19 protein-coding genes are annotated in these 22,574 nt (G+C 42.4%); 14 read left to right on the top strand and 5 right to left on the bottom strand.

Annotated features, from left to right (window positions below; all coding sequences use genetic code 11):
* Positions 1-194 precede the first annotated feature (194 nt).
* The 3 genes from J2X69_RS10785 (at position 195) to J2X69_RS10775 (ending at position 3,332) form a co-directional block, all read left to right on the top strand.
* Complete coding sequence (locus J2X69_RS10785) at positions 195-1,190, top strand: glycosyltransferase family 2 protein (RefSeq protein ID WP_310102880.1); 996 nt, start codon at positions 195-197, stop codon at positions 1,188-1,190.
* A 13-nt stretch (positions 1,191-1,203) separates the two neighbouring features.
* Positions 1,204-2,085, top strand: a complete 882-nt coding sequence (locus J2X69_RS10780; protein ID WP_310102878.1) for a lysylphosphatidylglycerol synthase transmembrane domain-containing protein — start codon at positions 1,204-1,206, stop codon at positions 2,083-2,085.
* A gap of 71 nt (positions 2,086-2,156) precedes the next feature.
* The gene (locus J2X69_RS10775; RefSeq protein ID WP_310102876.1) at positions 2,157-3,332 is read left to right on the top strand and encodes an ATP-binding protein; all 1,176 of its coding nucleotides are present in this window, start codon (positions 2,157-2,159) and stop codon (positions 3,330-3,332) included.
* Between the two features lie 35 nt (positions 3,333-3,367).
* Here J2X69_RS10775 and J2X69_RS10770 read toward each other — a convergent pair whose 3' ends face one another.
* A complete protein-coding gene (locus J2X69_RS10770; RefSeq protein ID WP_310102874.1) occupies positions 3,368-3,751 on the bottom strand; it encodes a hypothetical protein in 384 nt (127 codons plus the stop codon).
* A 186-nt stretch (positions 3,752-3,937) separates the two neighbouring features.
* On the opposite strand from J2X69_RS10770, the gene pyrF reads away from it, so the two are divergent.
* The 8 genes from pyrF to J2X69_RS10730 all read left to right on the top strand — a co-directional run bounded on the left by pyrF (position 3,938) and on the right by J2X69_RS10730 (position 13,499).
* Entirely contained in the window at positions 3,938-4,753 is an 816-nt protein-coding gene (gene pyrF / locus J2X69_RS10765) for an orotidine-5'-phosphate decarboxylase (protein WP_310102871.1), read from the top strand.
* 267 nt (positions 4,754-5,020) lie between these two features.
* Positions 5,021-6,316, top strand: a complete 1,296-nt coding sequence (locus J2X69_RS10760) for a DUF2851 family protein (RefSeq protein ID WP_310102866.1) — start codon at positions 5,021-5,023, stop codon at positions 6,314-6,316.
* Positions 6,317-6,370: 54 nt separating this feature from the next.
* A complete protein-coding gene (locus J2X69_RS10755) occupies positions 6,371-7,006 on the top strand; it encodes an acetyltransferase (protein ID WP_310102863.1) in 636 nt (211 codons plus the stop codon).
* 172 nt (positions 7,007-7,178) lie between these two features.
* Positions 7,179-8,147: a rhodanese-related sulfurtransferase gene (locus J2X69_RS10750; protein WP_310102860.1), complete on the top strand. Its 969-nt coding sequence runs from the start codon at positions 7,179-7,181 to the stop codon at positions 8,145-8,147.
* Positions 8,148-8,155: 8 nt separating this feature from the next.
* Complete coding sequence (locus tag J2X69_RS10745) at positions 8,156-9,013, top strand: nucleoside phosphorylase (protein WP_310102858.1); 858 nt, start codon at positions 8,156-8,158, stop codon at positions 9,011-9,013.
* A gap of 568 nt (positions 9,014-9,581) precedes the next feature.
* Complete coding sequence (locus tag J2X69_RS10740) at positions 9,582-12,023, top strand: TonB-dependent receptor domain-containing protein (RefSeq protein WP_310102854.1); 2,442 nt, start codon at positions 9,582-9,584, stop codon at positions 12,021-12,023.
* A 28-nt stretch (positions 12,024-12,051) separates the two neighbouring features.
* Positions 12,052-12,771 carry a DNA alkylation repair protein gene (locus J2X69_RS10735; RefSeq protein WP_310102851.1) on the top strand — a complete coding sequence of 240 codons (720 nt, stop codon included), beginning with the start codon at positions 12,052-12,054 and terminating at the stop codon, positions 12,769-12,771.
* A gap of 125 nt (positions 12,772-12,896) precedes the next feature.
* Positions 12,897-13,499 carry a nitroreductase gene (locus J2X69_RS10730; protein WP_310102848.1) on the top strand — a complete coding sequence of 201 codons (603 nt, stop codon included), beginning with the start codon at positions 12,897-12,899 and terminating at the stop codon, positions 13,497-13,499.
* Between the two features lie 160 nt (positions 13,500-13,659).
* Here the strand turns inward: J2X69_RS10730 and J2X69_RS10725 are convergent, their stop codons facing one another.
* A complete protein-coding gene (locus J2X69_RS10725; RefSeq protein WP_310102845.1) occupies positions 13,660-14,190 on the bottom strand; it encodes a DinB family protein in 531 nt (176 codons plus the stop codon).
* A gap of 77 nt (positions 14,191-14,267) precedes the next feature.
* Here J2X69_RS10725 and J2X69_RS10720 point away from each other — a divergent pair, with 77 nt between their 5' ends.
* A complete protein-coding gene (locus J2X69_RS10720) occupies positions 14,268-14,843 on the top strand; it encodes a gliding motility lipoprotein GldD (protein ID WP_310102842.1) in 576 nt (191 codons plus the stop codon).
* Here the strand turns inward: J2X69_RS10720 and J2X69_RS10715 are convergent.
* A complete protein-coding gene (locus J2X69_RS10715; protein WP_310102839.1) occupies positions 14,840-16,615 on the bottom strand; it encodes a sodium:solute symporter family protein in 1,776 nt (591 codons plus the stop codon). The genes J2X69_RS10720 and J2X69_RS10715 overlap by 4 nt on opposite strands.
* 439 nt (positions 16,616-17,054) lie before the next feature.
* Between J2X69_RS10715 and J2X69_RS10710 the strand changes: the two genes are divergently transcribed.
* Both J2X69_RS10710 and recG read left to right on the top strand, forming a co-directional pair.
* Complete coding sequence (locus J2X69_RS10710) at positions 17,055-18,119, top strand: aminoglycoside phosphotransferase family protein (RefSeq protein ID WP_310102836.1); 1,065 nt, start codon at positions 17,055-17,057, stop codon at positions 18,117-18,119.
* 85 nt (positions 18,120-18,204) lie between these two features.
* Positions 18,205-20,298 (top strand): ATP-dependent DNA helicase RecG, encoded by a 2,094-nt coding sequence (gene recG, locus J2X69_RS10705; protein ID WP_310102834.1) that lies wholly within the window; start codon positions 18,205-18,207, stop codon positions 20,296-20,298.
* A gap of 2 nt (positions 20,299-20,300) precedes the next feature.
* Here the strand turns inward: recG and J2X69_RS10700 are convergent, their stop codons facing one another.
* Together J2X69_RS10700 and J2X69_RS10695 are read right to left on the bottom strand one after the other, a co-directional pair.
* Positions 20,301-20,924 (bottom strand): family 16 glycoside hydrolase, encoded by a 624-nt coding sequence (locus J2X69_RS10700; RefSeq protein WP_310102831.1) that lies wholly within the window; start codon positions 20,922-20,924, stop codon positions 20,301-20,303.
* Between the two features lie 151 nt (positions 20,925-21,075).
* On the bottom strand, positions 21,076-22,467 hold the full coding sequence (locus J2X69_RS10695; RefSeq protein WP_310102828.1) for a hypothetical protein: 1,392 nt from the start codon (positions 22,465-22,467) through the stop codon (positions 21,076-21,078).
* Positions 22,468-22,574 lie beyond the last annotated feature (107 nt).

Genomic DNA, 22,574 nt, shown 5'->3' with positions numbered 1-22,574 from the left:
ATAGCACCGCTATGGTGAAGGCGAAAACAGCAGCGAAGCGTCTGATTTTAAAGCAATTTTAGCCTGTAATAGAAATGCTAATGCATAATGCGGGTTGGAATTGTCACACCAAATTTCCGCAGGCATCCGAAAGCCATTTCTGGCTTTTTTGTCCTAGGAAGTATTTTAGCGTATTTTTGACAAAATTTTATAGCATGTCCAAGCCACTTATTTCTATTGTAGTCACTGTTTACAACGAAGAAGAAAATATCAAACCCTTGTTGGAGGCCACCTATTCGGCTTTGGAAGAGGTTGATTACGAAGTGATATTGATCGAAGACGGATCTACAGACGGTACAGTGGCAGAAGTGAAAAAATATGCCAATAGCCGGACTAAGCTGATTATTTTCAACAGAAATTTTGGTCAGACCACTGCCTTGGCGGCAGGCATCGATATGGCTATCGGGGAATACATTGCCACCATGGACGGAGATCTTCAAAATGACCCTACAGACATTCCATTGATGCTGAAAAAGGCCATCGATGAAGAATGGGATGTGGTTGCGGGACGAAGAGCCGACAGAAAAGACGGCTTTGTGCTACGTAAAATTCCAAGTAAAATCGCCAACTGGGTGATACGAAACAGCACCAAAGTATATTTGAATGATTACGGATGTACACTTCGGATTTACAAGGCGGAGATAGCTCAGGGCATGGGGCTTTATGGTGAACTTCACCGTTTCATCCCTGTCTTGGCAAAGCAACAAGGAGCCAAAATGACTGAAGTGGACGTGAAGCATCACCCGAGAATCCACGGGGAGTCTAAGTATGGTCTGAGCCGAACCTTCAAAGTGATGTCGGATTTGATCCTGATGCTGTTTTTTCAAAAGTATTTTCAGCGTCCGATCCACTTGTTTGGTGGAATTGGGCTGATTGCATTTATGATCGGTATAGTGATCAACTTTTATCTGTTGATTTTGAAACTTTTGGGCGAGGATATCTGGGGGAGACCACTTATGATTCTTGGATTTATTTTGGTGCTGGGGGGTATTCAATTCGTTACCACAGGGATTATCGCGGAGATTATTGTCCGTACCTATTTCGAATCTCAGAATAAAAAGACCTACACCATTAAATCTGTTTATCAGGGGATCCGGGAATCTGTGGGGGATTTACAGATTCTGCCAAATGATAAGATGGGTTCCAACTAGCGGCTGAATTTTGGTGAAAATAGGGAGTTCTCTCAAGAAAAAACTAACGACTGCCTTAAAGCTGGTTTTGACCGGCTTGGCTCTTTTTCTGGTTTTTAGGAAAATAGACACGGACCAACTGTGGCAAATCACCAAGACAATTCATTGGATTTGGTTGGCTCCAGCCATTCTCACGTTTGCGTTGAGCAAGCTGTTTACTGCCTTTCGGTTAAATCTCTATTTCAAAAACATCAATCTTAATATCCCGGAAAAGCTCAATGTCAAGCTTTACCTGATAGGAATGTTCTATAACCTGTTTCTGCCGGGAGGAATAGGCGGAGATGGATACAAGGTGTATTTGCTGAACAAGCATTACCGGACTCCCGTCAAACCGTTGGTTCAGGCATCTCTTTTGGATCGCTTGGGGGGATTGATTGCAATTGTTTTTTTACTGCTGGTATTGATCCTTCCTGCGGATTTGCCCTTGCCTTATGGTTCGTCAGTTCCCTGGAATCTGCTGATAGGGATAGCGACTTTACTCGTGTTTCCCATTTTTTGGTTGATTCAAAAACTGATGTTTAAATCATTTTTACCGTCTTTTTGGAAAGCAAATGGCTGGTCCATGGCCGGCCAAGTGACTCAACTGGTGTGTGCTTGGTTTATTCTGAAAAGCTTGGGTGTGACAGAGAATTTTCTTGCCTACCAGCTGGTTTTTCTACTTTCCTCTATTGTGGCAGTGCTTCCTTTGACGATCGGTGGAGTCGGGGCAAGGGAGCTGGTATTCGTCTATGCGCATACCTATGCGGGGATAGAAGAAACTACCGCAGTTGCTTTCAGCTTAATCTTTTTCTTGATTACAGCCGCAGTTTCACTTGTTGGATCTATGGTCACAGTTAATTTTGATAAAAATAGTTAATTATCTGTATTTCAGATTAATAATTGAAAATCATCCTTGTAAATTTAAAATTCAATTTTAAATTTACAAGGATGATTGAACGCGATTTGACTCATAAACTCCAAGAATTGATGCAGGATTTTCCGGCAATAGCTATTCTTGGGCCACGCCAAGTAGGAAAGACAACCTTAGCTCAGGAGCTTGTGAAGAACATAGATCCCCAGTCTATATATTTGGATCTGGAAAGTCCGTCTGACCGAAGTAAGCTTGCCGAACCTGAGCAGTATTTTGATCTTCACGAAGGGCGCTTGATCATCTTGGATGAAATCCAGCGTATGCCAGACCTGTTTCCACTTTTGCGAGGCGTGATAGACAGGAGGCGGAAGAAAGGTTTGCTGGCTTGTCAATTTTTGATTTTAGGTTCTGCATCATTGGATTTGATCCGACAGTCTTCCGAATCACTCGCAGGAAGAATCGCATATGAAGAACTTTCCGGGTTCAATGTTTTAGAAGTTGATTCGATGGAAGGTCATGTAGAAAAGTTATGGTTGCGTGGAGGTTTTCCGGACAGTCTTCTGGCGAGGACAGATAAATCCAGCATGACTTGGAGAGGAAATTTCATTACCACGTATTTAGAAAGAGATATTTCGCAGATTGCGCAATTTGTGCCGGCAAATCGTCTTCGTCGCCTTTGGACAATGCTCGCCCATCAGCAAGGTCAACTGATCAATCTTTCCAAACTTGGAGCAAGTCTCGATTTGACTTCACCAACTGTGAAAAGTTACGTGGAAATGCTTGAGGATCTTTTGCTGATTCGTTCTCTTAGACCATGGCTGGTGAATGTGGGCAAGCGACTGGTGAAATCTCCGAAAATCTATATCAGGGATTCCGGGGTTACACATGCCTTATTGAACCTGACAAACCTGGATGATCTGCTCGGACACCCGGTGGTAGGAGGTAGTTGGGAAGGATTTATCATTGAAAACATCATTTCGGTTTTGCCAAAAGGCGCCGAGTATGGCTTTTATAGAACTGCAGCAGGTGCTGAACTTGATTTTGTGATCAGCTTGGGCGGTAAGATTTGGGCAATAGAAATCAAGCGGACATTGAGCCCCAAACTATCCAAGGGGTTTTTAAATGCTGTGGAAGACATATCGGCAGATCATCGATATTTTATCTATGCAGGGAAAGATGAATTCCCGTTGGGCGGAAATACTCTTGCGATAGGTCTTGCCGGATTTATGGAAAAAATGAAAGAGGGTTTTTGAGAAGCTTTTCTTTTCCTGTTATCAAAGTGTGAGTGCTATTTTTCTAGAATGGCATCATGGGGAAAATAAAATTGCCCTACTCCTTTGATTACCTGCCAATTGATTTGGTTGGTTTTCGGAGAATATAGTATGCGAATTTCGGAGATCCCGGCAGAATAAGCACTTTTGATTGTGCCGGTGAAGATGTTGTCTCTTTCTTTTTTCAGAAAAACAGAAAGCTGCTCAGCGCAGTCTATTCTGCCTCCGTTGTAGTATTGTCCGCAATGCTTACCAATAAAATCGTAAGATGCCAACTCGCTGTCTTTTGGATTGGCTTCGGAAATAGTGACGTGGAAAACTCTATCCTCCGGGCTGTCCACCCATTTCCATGAGCCGGAGATATTTTGAGCATAAACTACGGAGGTAAAAATGGAATTCATTAACAGCAAAAAAATGATTTTGACAGGAGATGAATTCATTTGTACATAAAGTATATAAACGTTCATTCTGAAAAGCTACAAAAAATAGTGTACGATACTTGTGCGGATTTTTCCTTTGGAGCCACTTAGAATTGAGTTTTCCGAACTAATTCTGATTTTCCTACCTTTGCCAAAATTCTTACCTCTATGACCCGAGCCGAGCTTTTCTCCCAAATCCAAAAGAAATCATCTTTTTTGTGCGTTGGTCTCGATGCAGATATCACTAAAATCCCGACTCACCTGAAAAGTGAAGCAGATCCGATCTATAGCTTCTGTAGGCAGATCATAGAGGAGACGGCAGATTATGCGGTGGCTTACAAGCCGAATATAGCTTTCTTTGAAGCACTGGGGCCCCAAGGCTGGGAGACCTTGCAGAAGGTAGTGGAGCTTATTCCAAAGGAGATTTTTACTATTGCAGATGCGAAACGCGGTGATATTGGCAATACTTCTAAGCTGTATGCCAAAGCATTTTTCGAGAAAATGGACTTTGATTCGGTGACAGTAGCGCCTTATATGGGAGCGGATAGTGTGACACCATTTTTGGAATTTGAGGATAAGTGGGTGATACTTTTGGCATTGACTTCCAATGCCGGTTCTATGGATTTCCAGCTGATCAAAGACGAAAATGGCAAGCCCCTCTATCAATCTGTGTTGGAAAAAAGTCAAGAATGGGGATCTCCCGAAAATCTGATGTATGTGGTGGGGGCCACACGTGGAGAGCTGATCGGAGAGGTTAGAAAACTGGTGCCTGATAATTTCTTTTTGGTGCCGGGAGTAGGTGCCCAGGGAGGGAATTTGAATGATGTAGCCAAATATGGCATGAACTCCAGTTGTGGACTTCTGGTAAATTCCAGTAGAGGGATAATATATGCATCCAGGGAGAGGGATTTTGCTCAGGTGGCGAAGCAGGAAGCGAAGAAACTGCAGGTCGAAATGACTGAATTGCTGGAGAAATACCTTTGATTCATATTTTGCTTTTAATGTATATCCACTTTTCTGCTAGTAAATAGTAAAGAGACTAAAGCATTATAGGATTTGGTTAATAATAGCATTGAGGCTACTTCGGTCACCTGTCTTCGGTCTTCCGTCCAGTAAAACAAGGGAAATATGGCTACTGGCATCATTGCAGATAATTATATTGTTTTTATAAGATTTTGAAAGTCAGGGCTTCCTGATTTTTTTATTTTTTGGGTTTTGGTTAAATTCCTTAAATTTTTAACCTAAGCTTTTATGACATTCAAAGAAGATTTTTTACAACTCGTGTGGAAGTACCAATATTTCCAAAAGGCTAAACTTCGCACCGTGAACGGCGATGAACTGAAAATAATCCAGGTAGGATTTCATAATCAAAGCGAGGGGCCGGACTTTCGGGACTCAGTTGTGGTAATCGATGGGGTAATCTTCCATGGGCATGTGGAGGTGCACAGGCTGGCAAGTGAATGGAAGCAGCATGCGCATGGCGGTAATCCTGCCTACAATTCAGTAGTGCTTCATGTAGTTTGGGAAAATGATATGGATGTGTTGCGCAATGATGGCACCCCTATGCCGACTCTGGAGCTGAAAGGGCTGATTTTTTTGGATATCTGGAGGAATTATGAGCGGATGCTGGATTACAAATCTGATTTGCCCTGTGCTTATGGGTTGAAGGAAGCACCGGGAATTGTGAGGTTTTCTGCCTTGGAAAAGGCACTGGTAGAACGGCTTCAGGAAAAGTCGGCGCTGATTTTGGAAATTCTAAGATCTACGACCGATGATTGGGAGGAAACAGCGTATAGATGGTTGTTTGTCTGCTTTGGGTTTAAGACGAATAGTCAAGCTATGGGAGAATTGGCTACTTTGGTTCCTTATAAAATCCTTCAAAAGCACCGGGATCAATTACCGATATTGGAGGCAATTCTAATGGGGCAGGCTGGTTTGCTGCCAATGGAATCTGATGAACCGTATGTGCAGCATTTGATCCGGGAATATGATTTTTATAAAAAGAAGTATAACTGGGAATCTCCGATGAAGCGGCAACATTGGACATTTATGGGCGTGAGACCCGGTAATTTTCCTACCGTTAGGATTGCGCAGCTTTCGGCGATATTATCCAATGCACCGAATTTACTTCAATCAGTGATGCAGGATTCCCATGATTTCGCAAGTTTCAGGAAGTTGCTCAAAGTGAAGCCAAGTGATTACTGGAAGTATCATTACAGCTTTGGCAAGCCTTCAGAAAGACAGGCAAGCTCAGGGATTTCCAGCATGGTATTGGAGCTTTTGGTGATTAATTATGTGACTCCGCTCTGGTTTGCATACGGACGATATTTTGAGGAGCCGGACTGGCAGGAGCGGTGTTTCGATCTTTTGCAGGAAGTGTCCACAGAAAACAACCATATCATTCGGCGCTTCCAATCTCATGGTTGGGCGGCCGAGAATGCATTTGATTCTCAGGGGATGATTGGACTTTTTAAAAATTACTGCCAGCCTAAGAAATGCCTGCAATGTAAAATAGCCCAGTCGCTCATCAAATCAGAATCCAAATGATTTTGGGTAAGCCAGTGAATTCCTGTATTTTTGCACCCTGAATTGCAGAAAACTATGGAAAAACCGGTAATAATCTTTGGTGCCAAGGGCATCGCTCATCCCGCACTTGAGATATTCAACAGTAACAACGTCGTTGTTTTTGGATTCTTGGATGAGGATGAGAAAATCCATGGGACAGAAATCAATACTGTTTCGGTTCTTGGAAATCCTGAGGATGACGGTTTCTTAAAGCTTATAGGCCAGAAGACTGAGGCGTTTGTGGCAGAAGAAAATCCGAAATACCGTAAATTCTTGGTGGAGTTGTTGAATGATCGCAGAAAGGTGCAGCCTGTGAATGCAATCCATCAGCGTTCTTACATTTCTACAGATGCCATCATTGGTCATGGGAATTTCATCAATGCCAATGTCAATATCGGTGCAGGTGCTGAGGTAGGAAGCCATTGCATCATTAATTCCGCCGCGGTTATTGAGCACAAAGCCAAATTGGGCGATTTTGTTCAAGTCGGAGCCGGATCTGTGGTCAATTCTGAAGTGACTATAGAGGAAGGCGCTTTTATCGGTTCGGGTGCTACGATTGTTTCCGGTGTTACTATCGGCAAAAATGCGAGAATTGGAGCTGGCTCAGTGGTAATTTCTACTGTGGGAGCGAATGAGACAGTTTTTGGAAATCCTGCCGCAAAAGTTAAATAGATTTACGATTTTTGATTTACGAATTACGAGATTCAACCCAGAGTTGAGATTTTGTATTTTGTTGATCATCATTAACTATTGAATGTCGAATATCGAATGATAAATAAGGAAGATATTCAAATTAATTTAAACTAAACATCCTAAAACACCCTGCCGCAACAGGGCTACAGTTATGGAAAACAACAACTATCAAATTCTCCTTTATTACTGCTACGCCAAGATTGAGAATCCTGAAGAGTACCGTGAGCAGCATCACTTATTCTGTATCGAAAATAACATCCGGGGTAGGATCATCATTTCTGACGAAGGTCTGAACGGAACGGTTTCCGGATTGGTAGAAGACTGTGAAAAATACATGGCCTATATTCATGCTGATTCACGATTTGCCAAGACAGAGTTTAAAATTGATACTTATGACAAGCATGCATTTACCAAAATCCATGTTCGCTACAAGCCGGAGATTGTCCACAGTGCGCTGAGACATCTTGATCCAAATGTAAGAACCGGCAAACACCTTGATCCTGAGGAATTCAAAAAGTTGAAGGATCAGGAAGATGTAGTGATCTTGGATGTGCGTTCTAACTATGAGCATGAATTGGGACGATTCAAAAATGCGCTGACGCTTGATATCGACAACTTCCGTGATTTTCCGGAGAAAGTCAAAGAGCTGGAGCACCTGAAGAACAAGAAAGTATTGACCTACTGTACCGGCGGAATCAAATGTGAAAAAGCCTCTGCTTTCCTTTTGGAACAGGGTTTTGAAGATGTGTACCAACTTCATGGCGGCATCATCAAATACGGGATGGAAGCTGGAGGTGAAGATTTCGAAGGAAAGTGCTATGTGTTTGACAACAGAATAGCCGTGGATGTGAATAAAGTGAATCCGAAGATTGTATCTACCTGCCACGTTTGCGGTACGCCTTCCGACCGTATGGTGAACTGTGCCAATCAAAGTTGCAATGCGCATGTACCGATGTGTGAAAAATGCGGATGGGAAATGGAGGGAACCTGCTCTGCTGAATGCAAAGAAAATCCTGACAAACGGCCCTATGATGGAACAGGCTATTATCAGAAAAATACCAACGGGTACAATCCGTACAAAGGTCTGAATCGTAGAGCCAAAGAAAAATCAAATACTTAACTTGTAGCGTGAGTAGACAAATTCCAGAATCCGAATTGATATTGAATGCTGATGGAAGCATTTATCATTTGCATTTGAAGCCAGAGAACCTGGCTTCTCTTGTTTTTACTGTAGGGGATCCGGATCGGGTAGCCCTCGTTTCCAAATACTTTGATCAAATTGACTTTAAAGTAAGTAAGCGGGAATTTGTCACTCATACAGGTAGAATTCAAGGTAAACGGGTCACTGTAATGAGTACAGGTATGGGGACTGATAATGTGGAGATTTTGATGACTGAGTTGGATTCCTTGGTCAATGTGGACCTCAAGACGCATACTGTCAAACCTACACAGGAAAGCTTGGAAATTATCCGGCTGGGTACCTCAGGAAGCATGCAGGCAGACTTGCCTGTGGGAAGTCTCTTGGTTTCAGAGATAGCCGTAGGCGTAGATACATTGATGCAGTTTTATCCGAAACTTGAAGGAAGTCAAGCTTGGTCAAACTTGGTGAAAGATACACTTGACCTCACTTTTTTACCTTATCAGGCATCAGCCTCGTCTAAGTTATTACAGAAATTACCCGGTGAATTCTATCATGGGGTTACACTTACCGCTCCGGGATTTTACGCACCACAGGGCAGGGAAATAAGACTTAAGCCGAAGATGGAAAATATGATAGAGCGTCTGGCAGAGCTGGAAGTTGCAGGGCTAAGGATGACTAATTTTGAAATGGAGACTGCAGGTTATTATGCCATGGGGCAACTTTTGAATCATAGAATGCTAAGTCTCAATGCAATTGTGGCCAACCGCCCCAGCGGGGAATTTGATAAAGAAGCTGAAAAAACAGTAGATCGTATGATCCGCACTGCCCTAGAAGTTTATTGCTGAAAAAAGGCCTCTCTTTACGTTTGGATTTGACTTTGAGAAATAAATGTTTCCATTCTGAAGTCTTCCCATTGTTGATTGACTTGGATAGGAGAGCTTTAGTCAACATGAGCAATGACTGGCATATAGCATAATGAAAATATCAATCGAATCATCTTTAAAGGCAGGTAACTCAATAATTAAGTGATTATTAATCTCTTCCGAAGCAGAGCTATTGATTTGTTATCAGAAAGGGGATACCGTTTGAATAGCTAATTTTCTTGTTATCCAGACATGGTTCCATCAAACAAGTTTATACAAAAAGCAAAACCTTACGCTAAATTTTAAGGTTGTTATTAACAGAGATCTCTTAAATTATCTGATTAGGCACAATTATATCCGTTGCCTTAGTTCCTTCGCTTATCTGACCGGAAGACCGAAGCGGTCTAAACATTCAAGTTTGCCAAATCCTATGTTGCTTTTGTCTCTTTACCTGAGGGAAATCAGCTATACATATTTGATTATTAATTGGTTGATGTCAGTGATATAAAAAGACTTACCTCATTTACAGAACCCGCTCTGACCTATTATTATGAATAAAATTTCCCTTGTTTTCAGTCTTATTTTTATGATGTCATCTTTTGATGCCTTTACTCAGGAGATTCGAGTGAAGGGAAAAGTGATGGATGGAAACCGTGAAATTGCTCTTGAGTTTGCAAATATTGCATTACTTTCTCCATCAGATTCCATCGTTGTCGCCGGAGGTATGAGTGATCTGAACGGTGGCTTCGAGTTTCAAACAACCGCAGGAGATTATATTTTACGGGTAGGGTTTATAGGCTACTTGGAATTTCATGAGAGGATCACATTAGTTGCTAATAAGAACTCAGTGAATCTAGGTACGATCACGCTGGTGGAAGATGCGCAAAATCTTGACGAAGTGGTAGTGGAGGGAGTCACATCGATGTTTGAGTCAGATATTGATAAGCGTACGTATAATGTGGAAAACAGTATCGTGGCAGAAGGCCAAACTGCTTCGCAATTGTTAAGCACATTGCCATCCATTCAAGTGGATGATGAGGGAGGAATTACGATGCGGGGAAGTGGAAATATTCTGATCTACATCAATGGACGGCCTTCTAATCTATCTGGCGATGATACGGAGAGTATTTTGTCTCAATTTCCCGCCAATAGTATCAAGTCAGTGGAATTGATCACTAATCCATCTTCCCGATACGACGCTACAGGGGTCGGAGGGATTATCAATATCGTATTGAAAAAGAATGAAAAAACGGGTTTTAACGGCCAGGTGAATGCCTCCGTCGGAACTAGGGAAAAATATCAAGCCGGCATCAATCTTAATTATGGTACCGAAAAAGCTAATTTCTATGCCTCCTACAATTGGCAGGATCGTCGTCAATTGGAAAATGGTGAAAGCGCTAGAAACAATTATCTCGAAGGATTTTCTCCACGGCTAGAGCAGGTTCAGGATGGGCACGAAGTAGAACAAACCCATCTAATCAGAGTGGGAGTAGATTATAGCGTCTCTGACAGGGGATTGTTGGGAGTTTATTTTCAGGGGAATTTCGACGATGAAGTAGAATTTTCTGATATCAGACAGCGTAACTTAAGCCAGAGCGGTTCATTGGATTCTAGTTCTATCCGAATTAATGATGAGTTTAGTAACAGTGGAAATTATGAAGGCGGAATAAATTATACATGGAACATCGACAGTCTCGGGCAGAAGTTTTACACTTCACTTTCTTACGCTTATGATGACAGAGACCAAAGGGATTTTTCAGATCAGGCGTATTTCGATGCCGATGGGAATTCTGATCTGACCAAGCGTTTTATTCAGAGAAATAATAGACCTAGGACGAGCACGCTCTATGTGGCTCAGATGGATTATGAAAAACCTTTTCAAAACGGAGCGTCTATCGAGACTGGACTAAAAGCCACAATCGGCAATTGGCAGCGGAGTCAGGAGTTCGCTCAGGGGGATGAGTTTACGGATTTCGTGCCTGCTGTAGTAGATTCGCTGAGCGATGGGTATGACTTCGATGAGAAAGTTTATGCGGCCTATTTTACATATAGAAATACTATGGGCAAATTTGGCTATCAGCTTGGTCTGAGAGGGGAGTATACAGAGACTCTGGGAGAGACTGTCCGAGATCAGGAAAGCATTCCGAATAACTATTTTAATGTTTTCCCAAGTGCTTTTTTGAGTTATTCTATAGCTGAAGAGAATGAGCTTACGCTTAACTATACAAGGAGAATCTCTAGACCCGGTATCTGGGGTTTGGCACCTCTCTACAGATTACGGGATCAGTACAATTTCAGTATCGGTAATCCGTATTTACAGCCGGAATTCACAGACAGCTATGAGGTAGGCTACATGAAAGGCTGGGAAAAATATCTTCTCAATGCGACGGTTTATCACCGCTACAGTACGGATGTGGAAACCAGAATTACCATTCTGACAGATGATAATGTGGCTATCCAAAGCCGTCAAAATGCAGACACCAGATCCAGTACAGGTTTTGAGTTGATCAACCAGATCCAAGTCTTTAATAACCTTGATGCGACATTGACCGGAAATCTTTTCTATTCCAAGGTCAACGCAGAGAATATAGAGGAGGACTTTAGCAATGAGAACTTCAGTTGGACTTTGAATTTGCTCGCAAATTGGTTGATTCCAAATTGGTTTAGCGTGCAGGCTCAGGGAAACTACAGAGGTCCGATTGTCTTGCCTCAAGGCCAAATCGAGCCCCAGTACAGTTTGAACATGGGGATCCGAAAGGATTTGTTCAATGGTAAAGCCACCATATCTGCCAATGTCAGTGATATCTTCAATACCAGAAATTTCAGAATCACCACCACCAACCCCAGATTTGATGAAAGGCGGGTTTTTCAGCGGGAAACTAGAGTGGGAACACTTGCATTTACTTATCGATTTGGAGGATTCAAGGAGAAGAATGGTGAAAATAACAGCCGCAGAGAAGGAGGAGATAACTTCGGGGGAGATGATTTTTAGATTAGGGTAAGCTTTTTTACTTTTAGTGATGAGTCTATTGACAGAGCAAATCAAAGCATCGCTTACGGACAAAGCTAATCCTAAGAAAGCGATGTTTTTTCCCCGGTTTTTTAAATCCGGTCCCGGTGAATATGGTGAGGGAGACCTGTTTCTTGGAGTGTCAGTTCCCGAACAGCGGAAGATTGCCAAAGTGGTTTTCAGGGAAATAAACTTTACTGAGGTGGAAGAACTGCTTCATGATGCCTATCATGAGGTACGGCTCACTGCGATTTTTATCCTTGTCTATCGCTACCAAAAGTTAAAAACAGATTCTGACCGAAAGAAATTGGTGGATTTCTACTTGTCCCAACTTGATTATGTGAACAACTGGGACTTAGTTGATAGCTCTTGTCATCACATTCTCGGGCATTATTATTTGCATCTGGAGAAGGATCTCTTTTATGAGTTGGCTGAAACAGATCATCTCTGGCGACAGCGGGTGGCAATGATCAGTTCTTATTATTGGATCAAAAGAGGGTATTTCGATGATGCTTTGGCTCTAGCTGAGAAGCTGTTGTTTCATCCCCATGACTTAATTCATAAAGCTGTGGGCTGGATGCTTCGGGAGATCGGCAATAAGGATTTTGAAGTGGAAATGGAGTTTTTAAGAAAGCACTATACCACGATGCCCCGAACGGCTTTGCGGTATGCTATTGAGAAATTTGATCCAAGCTTGAGAAGGCTATTCCTTGACGGATCATTTGAGTAAGTATTTTAGTTCTTTAGAAATTGACACAGTCAGAAATAAGAAAATGTAAATTCGTGATCAGGGAAACTTTTGTCGATTAATAAACCTTACTCACATTCAATTGAAGAATAAAATCACCAAAAATTATGCAAAGACCCGACTTCAACATCGAAGAAGTAAATAAAATTATCCGTGGACGCAGATCCATGTTTGCGGCACAGTTCAAAGAAAATGATCCGGTAGATGATTCTATTATCGAAGAAATGCTGGAAAATGCACGCTGGGCACCTACACATAAAATGACTCAGCCATGGAGGTTTATTGTGTACACAGGGGATGGTCTGAAGAAGTTTGCGGACTATCAGGCTGATCTATACAAGCTTCGAGCAGAGAAGAATGGAACACCTTTTTTGGAAGCTACGTACGAGAAGTTCAAGCAGGGGCCTTTGAAGGCTTCTCACGTGATTGCGATCTTGATGAAAAGATCTGAAGGAATTCCCTTGATGGAAGAGATTGCAGCTGTTTCTATGGCAGTTCAGAATATGTATTTGACGGCTTCTGCCCATGGACTGGCGGCTTACTGGGGAACCGGTGGGCCGACTTTCTGGCAAGAAGCGAGAGAAGATTTCGGACTTGAGGGCGAAGATGCACTCATGGGCTTTTTCTATGTGGCAAAGCCGGCATCCGACAACTGGCCTGAAGGTAAAAGGGAAAGCTTGGATGAAAAAGTAGCTTGGATCAGAGAGTAAAGTATTCCAAAAACAGAAACGAGGCTGTCTCATAATTCATAATTGTCTCATTGAGCGAAGTCGAAATGAGCTTAATTAGCGCATAAAAGGCTTCGACTTCGCTCAGCCTGACAAGAAAACCTGATTATGAGACAGCCTCGTTTTTTTTTGAATATTCCGGTTAGAAACCTACAAAGGCAGGAGGTTCTACACCCTCAGCTCTCAGGTAAGCAATAGCAGCACCTCTATGATGTGTGGTGTGATCCATTAGCAAGGCCATCACCTGACGTCTAGTCACGTTATTCCCAAATACTTCGATAGTCTCACCTGCATCAGCATCAGAAAGCGCTTGCATGGTAGCTGTGCCATAATCGTAGCATTTTCCTATATAATCTGCCAACTCAGCTTTGGTTGCAGTGGCCATATCAATAGTGAATCCGGGGTCTCCACCTTTTAGAAATCCTTGAGAAATCCCTACGACGGCATTTCCAATGTGATGGATCTGCTCTTTAAATGACATAGCATCAGAATCAGTCCTGTAGTCCATGCCGGATTCAGGCATTTTTTCCAGTACGTCTATGGTAAATTGCTTGCTATTTTCCCATTTGCTGAGAAACTCTTCTTTGGTTGTTTGGGCAGAAACTGCTGTAGCAGCCAACATAAAAACGGCAGCCATCAGGGCACCTGAAAGGGAATGTAGTGCTTTCTTCATTTTGAATAGAGATTGGTTATTTGGTTAAATTTCAATTATTCCCGGGCCAAATCAAACTCTTTACCTAATTTTAAACCATGAGGAAATATCTATGGATCGGTCTGTTGCTAGTTGGATTAGCAGGATGCGATCAGTCATATCTGCCAAAGCCGCCGGGTTATAATCGGATAGATTTACCTGCCCGTTCTTTTGAGAAGTTGACAGAGGGGTACCCCTATCAAATAGACTATTCCAGTTATTCTAGGGTGGAAGCAGATTCTTTTAATATACACGAGAATGCTTGGGTCAATTTAAACTATGCGGATTTTGGGGCAAAAGTGCATTTGACCTATAAGAGAATCGATGGAAAAAATGTGGATTTTAAGCAACTGTCCAATGATGCTTTTAGGCTTACGGCACAGCATCAAGTCAAGGCTTATGGGATTGAGGAAGCTGTACTATTGACTCCCCGGGGATACACAGGAGTGGTGGCAGAACTTACCGGGGAGGTGCCCACACAGTTTCAGTTCTTTGTGACGGACTCTACCAAGAATTTTCTCAGAGGAGCCTTATACTTCAATACAGCGATGAAAAATGATTCTCTTTCTCCTGTAATAGAATTCATCAAGGAGGACATGGCCCACTTGATGAATTCAGTAAAATTTATTGATTAACCCAGTTTTTTCCAAGAACGGATAATAATTATTCCTCCGGTCAAAGCAATGGCGCCGGCAATAAATCCGGCCATCATATTTCCATAGATGAAAAATCCTGTGGAGAATAGTGCTGCATACACCATTAGAGATCCTATCATCATCAGGCCGATTTCTTTCGGAAGTTGACCGATTACTTGCTTTTCGGCAGGATACCTATCGAGTACTTTTTTCCAGCCAAATGCAGCAGGAGTAACTTTTCTATAGAAAGAAAGCAATACTTCATCCTTTTCGGGGGCAGTGACGAAGGTCACGATCAGCCAGCCAATTGTGGTAATGCTGACACTGTAGACAAGTTTCAGATAGGCCTGGTTTTCCGGAATCATGATCCAGTTTACCTTTGGATTGATCACCTCGAAGAAAATGGCCACTACAAATGAAATTGCCATGGCAGAAATTTCAGTGTAGGCGTTGATTCTCCACCAGAACCATCTTAGAATGAAAATCAGGCCTGTTCCGGCACCGATTTGAAGCAGGATGTTGAAGGCATCCAAGGCACTGGAAAGTGCTAGTGCCAAGGTCGCCGATAGGATCATCAAGACCACCGTGGAGATTCTTCCCACTGCTACCAATTCCTTGTCTGAAGCTTCCGGTTTCATGAATCTCAGGTAGAAATCATTCACTATATAAGATGATCCCCAGTTCAGGTGAGTGGATAGCGTGGACATCACAGCTGCTATCAATGAGGCTAGTACAATACCGATTAGACCCGTCGGCAGGTAGGTCAGCATGGCCGAGTATGCCAAATCGTCTCCCAGTTTATCTACAGGGATATTTGGAAATGCGGTTTGCAAATCCGAAATATTCGGGAAAATAATTAGGGATGAAAGTGCGATCAGAATCCATGGCCATGGGCGCATGGCATAATGCGCGATATTGAAAAACAAGGTCGCACCTATGGCATTTTTTTCATCTTTGGCAGAAAGCATTCGCTGTGCGATGTATCCCCCGCCTCCGGGCTCAGCACCGGGATACCAAGTGGCCCACCACTGTATAGCAATAGGCATCAGAAAAAGAGGGATGTAAGCGTTGGGATCAGAGAAATCAGGAAGAAAGTCCAGCTTTCCCGCCACATTCTCGTGTGTCAGAAGATTGTTCAAACTTCCGATCTCAGGAAGGTCTATTATAAAGTAAGCAGCTCCAAATGAACCGATCATTGCTATGAAAAACTGGAAGAAGTCAGTCAGCAAAACGCCTTTTAAGCCACCCAGTGAGCTATACACCACGGTGACAATAGAGGCAATCAGTAAAGTCTGAATAGGACTCAGGCCTAGCATTACACCGCCGATCTTGATGGCGGCGAGCGAAACTGTCGCCATAATCACCACATTAAAGAATACACCAAGGTAAAGCGCCCGGAATGCCCGAAGGAATGCAGCTCCCTTGCCGGAGTATCTTAATTCATAAAACTCCAAATCAGTGGTAACCTCAGATCTTCTCCATAGTTTGGCATAGACAAATACGGTCAACATGCCTGTAAGCAAAAACGCCCACCATGCCCAGTTGCCCGCGACCCCGTTTTTCCTCACGATATCCGTCACTAGGTTGGGAGTATCTGCAGAAAATGTAGTCGCCACCATAGATACGCCAAGTAACCACCAAGGCATGTTTCTACCCGAAAGGAAAAATTCTTTGGCAGAGGTTCCTGCTTTTTTCGATGTATAAATTCCTATCAATAGGGAGATAACAAAGAAAGAGGCAATGATCGCCCAGTCAATAGAGGTTACATTCATAATATATGGGATTAATGTATTCTTTAATTTTTTTTATAAAACACCTTCTACTTAAATAATAAATTTTGCTAATGTATTTATTTTCTGTCAAATGGAAAAAGTCTGAAGCAGAAGTTTACTCAGATTTTTGCCTTATTTGATCAATTCCAAAATAAAAGATTAAGAAAAAGGTTAGCCTTTCGGATAAGCGGGTCAATTTCCTATGAATTCGGTACGTTCTCTTTTCTGATATAAGCACTTTAGATGAATAACTGAAGGATTATAGCCTACTGGGGAGGGTTAGGGTGATGGATTGTACCTGTGTGAAAAAGGATGTAATTGAAATAGCAGCGTGCTAATTGGTCGACGAAGGAAGAAGGAATTAATAGAAGAATGATCAATGAGAAGATTTTTTTGTGCCGATAATTCTGATTTGCAAGCTATCCTATAGCTTTGGGCCATGGTAAAGGAAAACATCGCAGGTATTCTTGCTGCATATTCTTTCAATTCTTTCGAAGATTTTATATTTCATCCATTCGGGGCAGGCCTTATTCACGGGACTTACCTGATCGAATCGGGGAATTCTAAATATATCTTACAGGAGTTTAACAATTCTGTTTTCCCATATCCCGAGCGAATTTCGAACAATCAGCGATTGGTAAAGACTCAGGGTGACGAAAAGCTTCTGCCTTTCCGATTGCCTCTGCCCCTACCCAATTCGGCTAAAAAACTGATTACAGAATGGAATGGAAAGATATTCCGCCTGTTTGATTTCGTATCTGGGCAAACTATCCAAGAAATTACAGCACTGGATCAGGCGTATCTTGCCGCAAAAGCTTACGGAGTTTTCGCAGAATGGGGAAAAGAGGTAGATACGAAGCAGCTGCAGGAATGTATTCCGGATTTTCACCGGTTGGACCTACGCTTCGCAAAGCTTCAGGAAGTGGCAAGCGAAAGAGGGAATCCATCCACTGAAGATCAGAAACTATTGGATTTCTACTTGGGACAAGTGGAGCTGATTGCTGAATATAAAGATTATCAGGCTGTCTTACCGAATCGGTTGACGCACAACGATACCAAAATCAACAATCTGATTTTTTCACATGATCTTCTGAAAGTGGAGGCCTTGGTGGATTTGGATACGTTGATGAGTGGATACCTGATGTATGATTTCGGAGACTTGGTGCGTACCGTTGCATGCTCTGAGTCAGAGATCAGCGGAAATTGGGATGCGATTAAAGTTGAAATTCCTGTATTCGAACAACTGCTCAAAGGCTATTGGGAAGGAGTAAAATCCCTATGCTCAAAGAAAGAGACAAGGTCCCTGCTCTTGGCAGGGGAAGTGATGACTTGTATTATGGGACTTCGGTTTTTGACAGATCATTTGCAGGGAAATATTTACTACAAAGTGAATTATCCCGAGCAGAATTTTCACAGAGCAAAAAACCAGATGATTTTGCTCCAAAGCCTTCAGGCAAATAAGGCTGAATTGGAGGAAATCTGGAAGTCGGTCACGCAATCCTGAAATTGATTTCAGACAATTTCAGTCATTTTTATTGGCAATTGGACAGAGTGGCTTTAATTTGTCCTATCCCAAAAATCAAATTTCCTTGTCCGGTTTTTTTGACACCAAGATAGAATTTCTCAAAGGAGTTGGCCCACAGCGTGCCGCTCTGATCAACAAGGAGTTGAATATTTTCACCTTCGGGGAATTGCTACAGCATTATCCGTTTCGCTACGAAGACCGGACAAAATTTTTTAAGATTCGGGAGCTTCACTCTGATATGGAATCTGTGCAGGTGATTGCCAAAATCCGAAAGGTAGAATTGGTGGGAATGGGCAATAAAAAGCGCATGGTTGCCCACGTGGCTGATGAGACCGGGGAGATGGAGATGACTTGGTTCAAGGGGATTGCCTGGGTTCAAAAAAATATTGTCTCCGGAGCGGCTTATGTTTTCTTGGGAAAACCGGCCCAGTTTGGAAGAAAGTGGAGCATAGCTCATCCCGAAATGGAGCCTTTGACCACGGCAAATGAGAAAAGGAACAATTTCCAACCTATTTATTCCACCACTGAAAAGCTGAGAGCAAGATTTTTGGACTCCAAAGGAATTTCCAAAATCATGGAGCAACTGGTGCTGGTGTGTTTTCCGCATATTCAGGAGACCTTATCCAGTGAGGTAATGGAGCAATATCAGCTGATAGGGAAAAAGGAAGCGATACGGCAGATTCATTTTCCTACTGAGCCTAATCTTCTTCAGCGGGCTAGAAAACGCTTGAAATTTGAGGAGTTTTTCTATTTACAGCTCCGTCTGCTCACGCTGAAAGTGGCTAGAACGGAGAAGTACCGTGGCCAGGTATTGAACAATACTGAATTGCTGACGGAATTTTATACCAATCATATTCCCTTCGAGCTCACCAATGCCCAGAAGCGGGTAATCCGGGAAGCGTATAGTGATTTGAAGTCGGGCAAACAGATGAACCGCCTGATCCAGGGTGACGTGGGAAGCGGAAAAACCATGGTGGCATTTATCTGTGCACTGATAGCGATCAGCTCCGGTGCGCAAGCATGCCTGATGGCACCTACGGAGATTTTAGCTACCCAGCATTATGCGGGATTGAAGGAATTTGCCGATATGATGGGATTGAAAATTGCCTTGCTGACAGGCTCAGCCAAGAAATCTGCCCGAAAGGTAATCCATGAGGAGCTGCTTTCCGGTGAACTTAAGATTCTGATCGGTACCCATGCGCTTTTGGAAGATGTGGTACAGTTCCAAAACTTGGCGCTGGCCATTGTCGATGAGCAGCATCGTTTTGGCGTGGCTCAGCGGGCCAAACTTTGGGCAAAGAATGAGGAATTTATCCCTCATGTACTGGTCATGACAGCTACACCTATTCCACGGACGCTGGCGATGACGCTATACGGAGACTTGGATGTGTCGGTGATCGATGAGATGCCTGCGGGTAGAAAGCCGATCCAGACCGTGCATCGCTATGATAAAGACCGTCTGAAGGTTTTTGGCTTTATCAATGAGGAAATCAAAAGAGGCAGGCAAGTTTACATCGTCTATCCTCTGATCGAGGAATCCGAAAAAATGGATTTGAAAAATGTCATGGATGGCTACGAAAGTATTTCCCGAGCCTTTCCAAACTATCCGATCAGCATAGTAAATGGCAGTATGAAGGCCGATGCTAAGGAGTACGAGATGCAGCGTTTCGTCAAGGGAGAAACCAAAATCATGGTAGCGACAACGGTGATCGAAGTGGGTGTGAATGTGCCCAATGCTTCGGTGATGATTATAGAGAATGCAGAGCGCTTTGGACTGTCTCAGTTACATCAGCTGCGAGGAAGAGTGGGAAGAGGTGCTGAGCAGAGTTATTGCGTCCTGATGAGCAAGTATGAGCTTTCTAAAGATTCCCGTGTCAGACTGGAGACTATGGTTCGCACCAACGATGGTTTCGAGATCGCCGATGTGGATTTGAGATTGCGTGGTCCCGGGGATTTGATGGGAACGCAGCAAAGCGGGATTACCGATCTGCTGATTGCTGACCTGAGTAAAGATGCACCGATATTGACTTTGGCCAGAGATGCGGCGCAGCAACTATTGGCTGTAGACCCTGAGCTGGCTCAGCCTGAAAATCTACCTATTCTCAGACAAGTCAGACAACAAAAGAAAACTGCTGTGAATTGGAGTAGAATTTCTTAGAATTATAACACGATTTTAAGATTTTTAAATTCTCCCTTTGACCCATTTCCCACCCAAAGTCCAATCATTCCATTTTTCTTTTTAGAGAGACTTGACACCACCAAACAAGGGTCGGATTGGTTGTTTACGTAAACGCTGATCTTACCGTTGAGCTTAGTGATACGTACATGAAACCAATCATTTGGATCCGGGGCAGGTTCAAGCGAGTTTTCGTATTTAGCCGGGAATTTTTCCCGAAGCACATCCCAGGTATAATCTGGATTATAAGTATACTGGACAGCATGGGACTTTCGTGCTTCGTTTTGAAAATTGAAAGGTCTAAAATAAAGTGTTTCATACTCATACTCACTTTGAATATTGAAAGCCAAGCCTACAAAACTTGCCCCCTGTTTATCCTCCCCTTTGACATCAAGCTCTATGCTTCCATTTTTAAAATCAAAGTCTTTTAGAACCATCATTCCGTCTCCTTCCTCAGCATTCAGTTCTATGCCATTAGTCGTCGTTTTTGATGGCTCTCTATTCTGGACATACCAGAGATTACTATCGTGTAGGTTTGGTGTAAACTCTTGTGCAAATGCAACTTGAGCTAGTGTCACTAATACAAAAGAAATTATTGTGTTTTTCATGTGTTTATAATTTGTTTTTCAAAGGTCATAACCTGTCCCGACCTTCGGGAGAATCTCACTTGATGGATAATCATCCCAGGGTGTGCCACTTAGAATTATGCTCTATTTATCTTAAAATTGTTTTCCAGTTGTTTATCATTAGAATTTGGAGTTAATCCTTTTTCTTTTTCAAAGTCGCAAATTTTTCTCCATTGAAAATAATCTCCAACCCTGATACTACCTTATTGCTATCAAAGAGAAACTGAAATTCAGCATCGAACTCTCTCACAAAAAAAAGACTGTCAGATTTTGGATATGCAGTTGCATTAATATAATTCTGACTTTCAAAAATTAAGGAGTAAGCATTACTTGTGACGACAAGTTCGATCCCGTTTTCTGTCAAATATTTGCCCTCAAATGCTTTTAAAGATGCTTTTGGAAGTTTGGTCATGCGGTCGTCAAAACTGGGGTCAGGAGAAACCTTGACGTCGTTCAGATTGTCGAGTCTCATCATAGCCCCTGTACCCCATGCCTGATTTGCTATTCCTATTAACAGCTCATTTTGTCCCTTTTTTAAGGGCAATTCGAAAGATGTATTTTCTATAGATATTCTTCCATCAGGTTTCTTTGCCATTAGTCTTCCTTGCAAGTTTTTGTCTAAGTAGAGCATTTGACCATTCAGGAATACCCATGTTTCGGTAAGGAATCCAAAATCAACTTGCTTGGTTTGTTCTTTTTCTGACTCAATTTTCAGTTTGAGCCAATTCAATCTTTTTCCTTCTATTTTACCAAATAGCCTTGTCAGGTTTACTAAGCCTCTTCTTTCTGTCGTTATTATCTTCCATTCAGTATCCGGTGAAGGAAGATATTCATAACTAAAATCCACCTTATCAGGTATTTGTATTCCTTCACTCACAGCCCAGTTGCGGATATACCTGGGATCATTTGCTACAGGATCGATACCCGGTGAAGTAGAAAGACTACCTGTATTCTTTGGGTCAATCTTTACATTTGATATCTCCGCTTCTCCCTCAAAACCCAATAGTCCTGTCTCAAAATTTCCCTCCAGATGATCCACTTCTAAAGTTGGAGTTTCACTATTGATATAGATTTCCATTCTGGAACCTGAGACTACAAACTTGAAATGGTTCTTTCCCTCCAGACTAAAATTGGCATTTGATTGAAACTGAGGATAAATATTCCACATCAAAACGCCATCTATGTAGGGGGCATACTGAATAGCATCCATGGCAGTGGAATCCCCGGCTCTAGCAGTTCTTAGGTAGAAATATTCATTCTCATCCTTATTTTCCATCCTGAAGAAAAAGGAAAGTGCCTTGGTGGCAAATGAATCAAACTCGATAGTCCCATTGCTAAACTCAATGTTCTTCGCTACGACTTTCCCGGATGAAGGAGAAATAAGCATTTTTTCAACCCCATTCTTAGTTTTGAATTCAACAGAATTCGGCGTGAAATTCCAACTTTCGGAATTAAGTGGAATTGATTGACTATAGGCATTGAAAAAAAGGAAAAGTACAGCGCTATGTAGAATGAGTTTTTTCATTTTTGTTGGTTTAGGGTGCGAGAATATGGTTGCCAATTTAAGAGCACAGTCATTGAACCAAGGCTAAAAGGCTGTTCAAAAGCTGTTCAAGGCTTTTCACGAACTTT

Source organism: Algoriphagus sp. 4150 (assembly GCF_031457395.1).
In the GTDB taxonomy this organism is placed as follows: domain Bacteria; phylum Bacteroidota; class Bacteroidia; order Cytophagales; family Cyclobacteriaceae; genus Algoriphagus.
The sequence above is the reverse complement of the archived record's forward strand: the minus strand, read 5'-3'. Positions and strand labels throughout refer to the sequence as shown.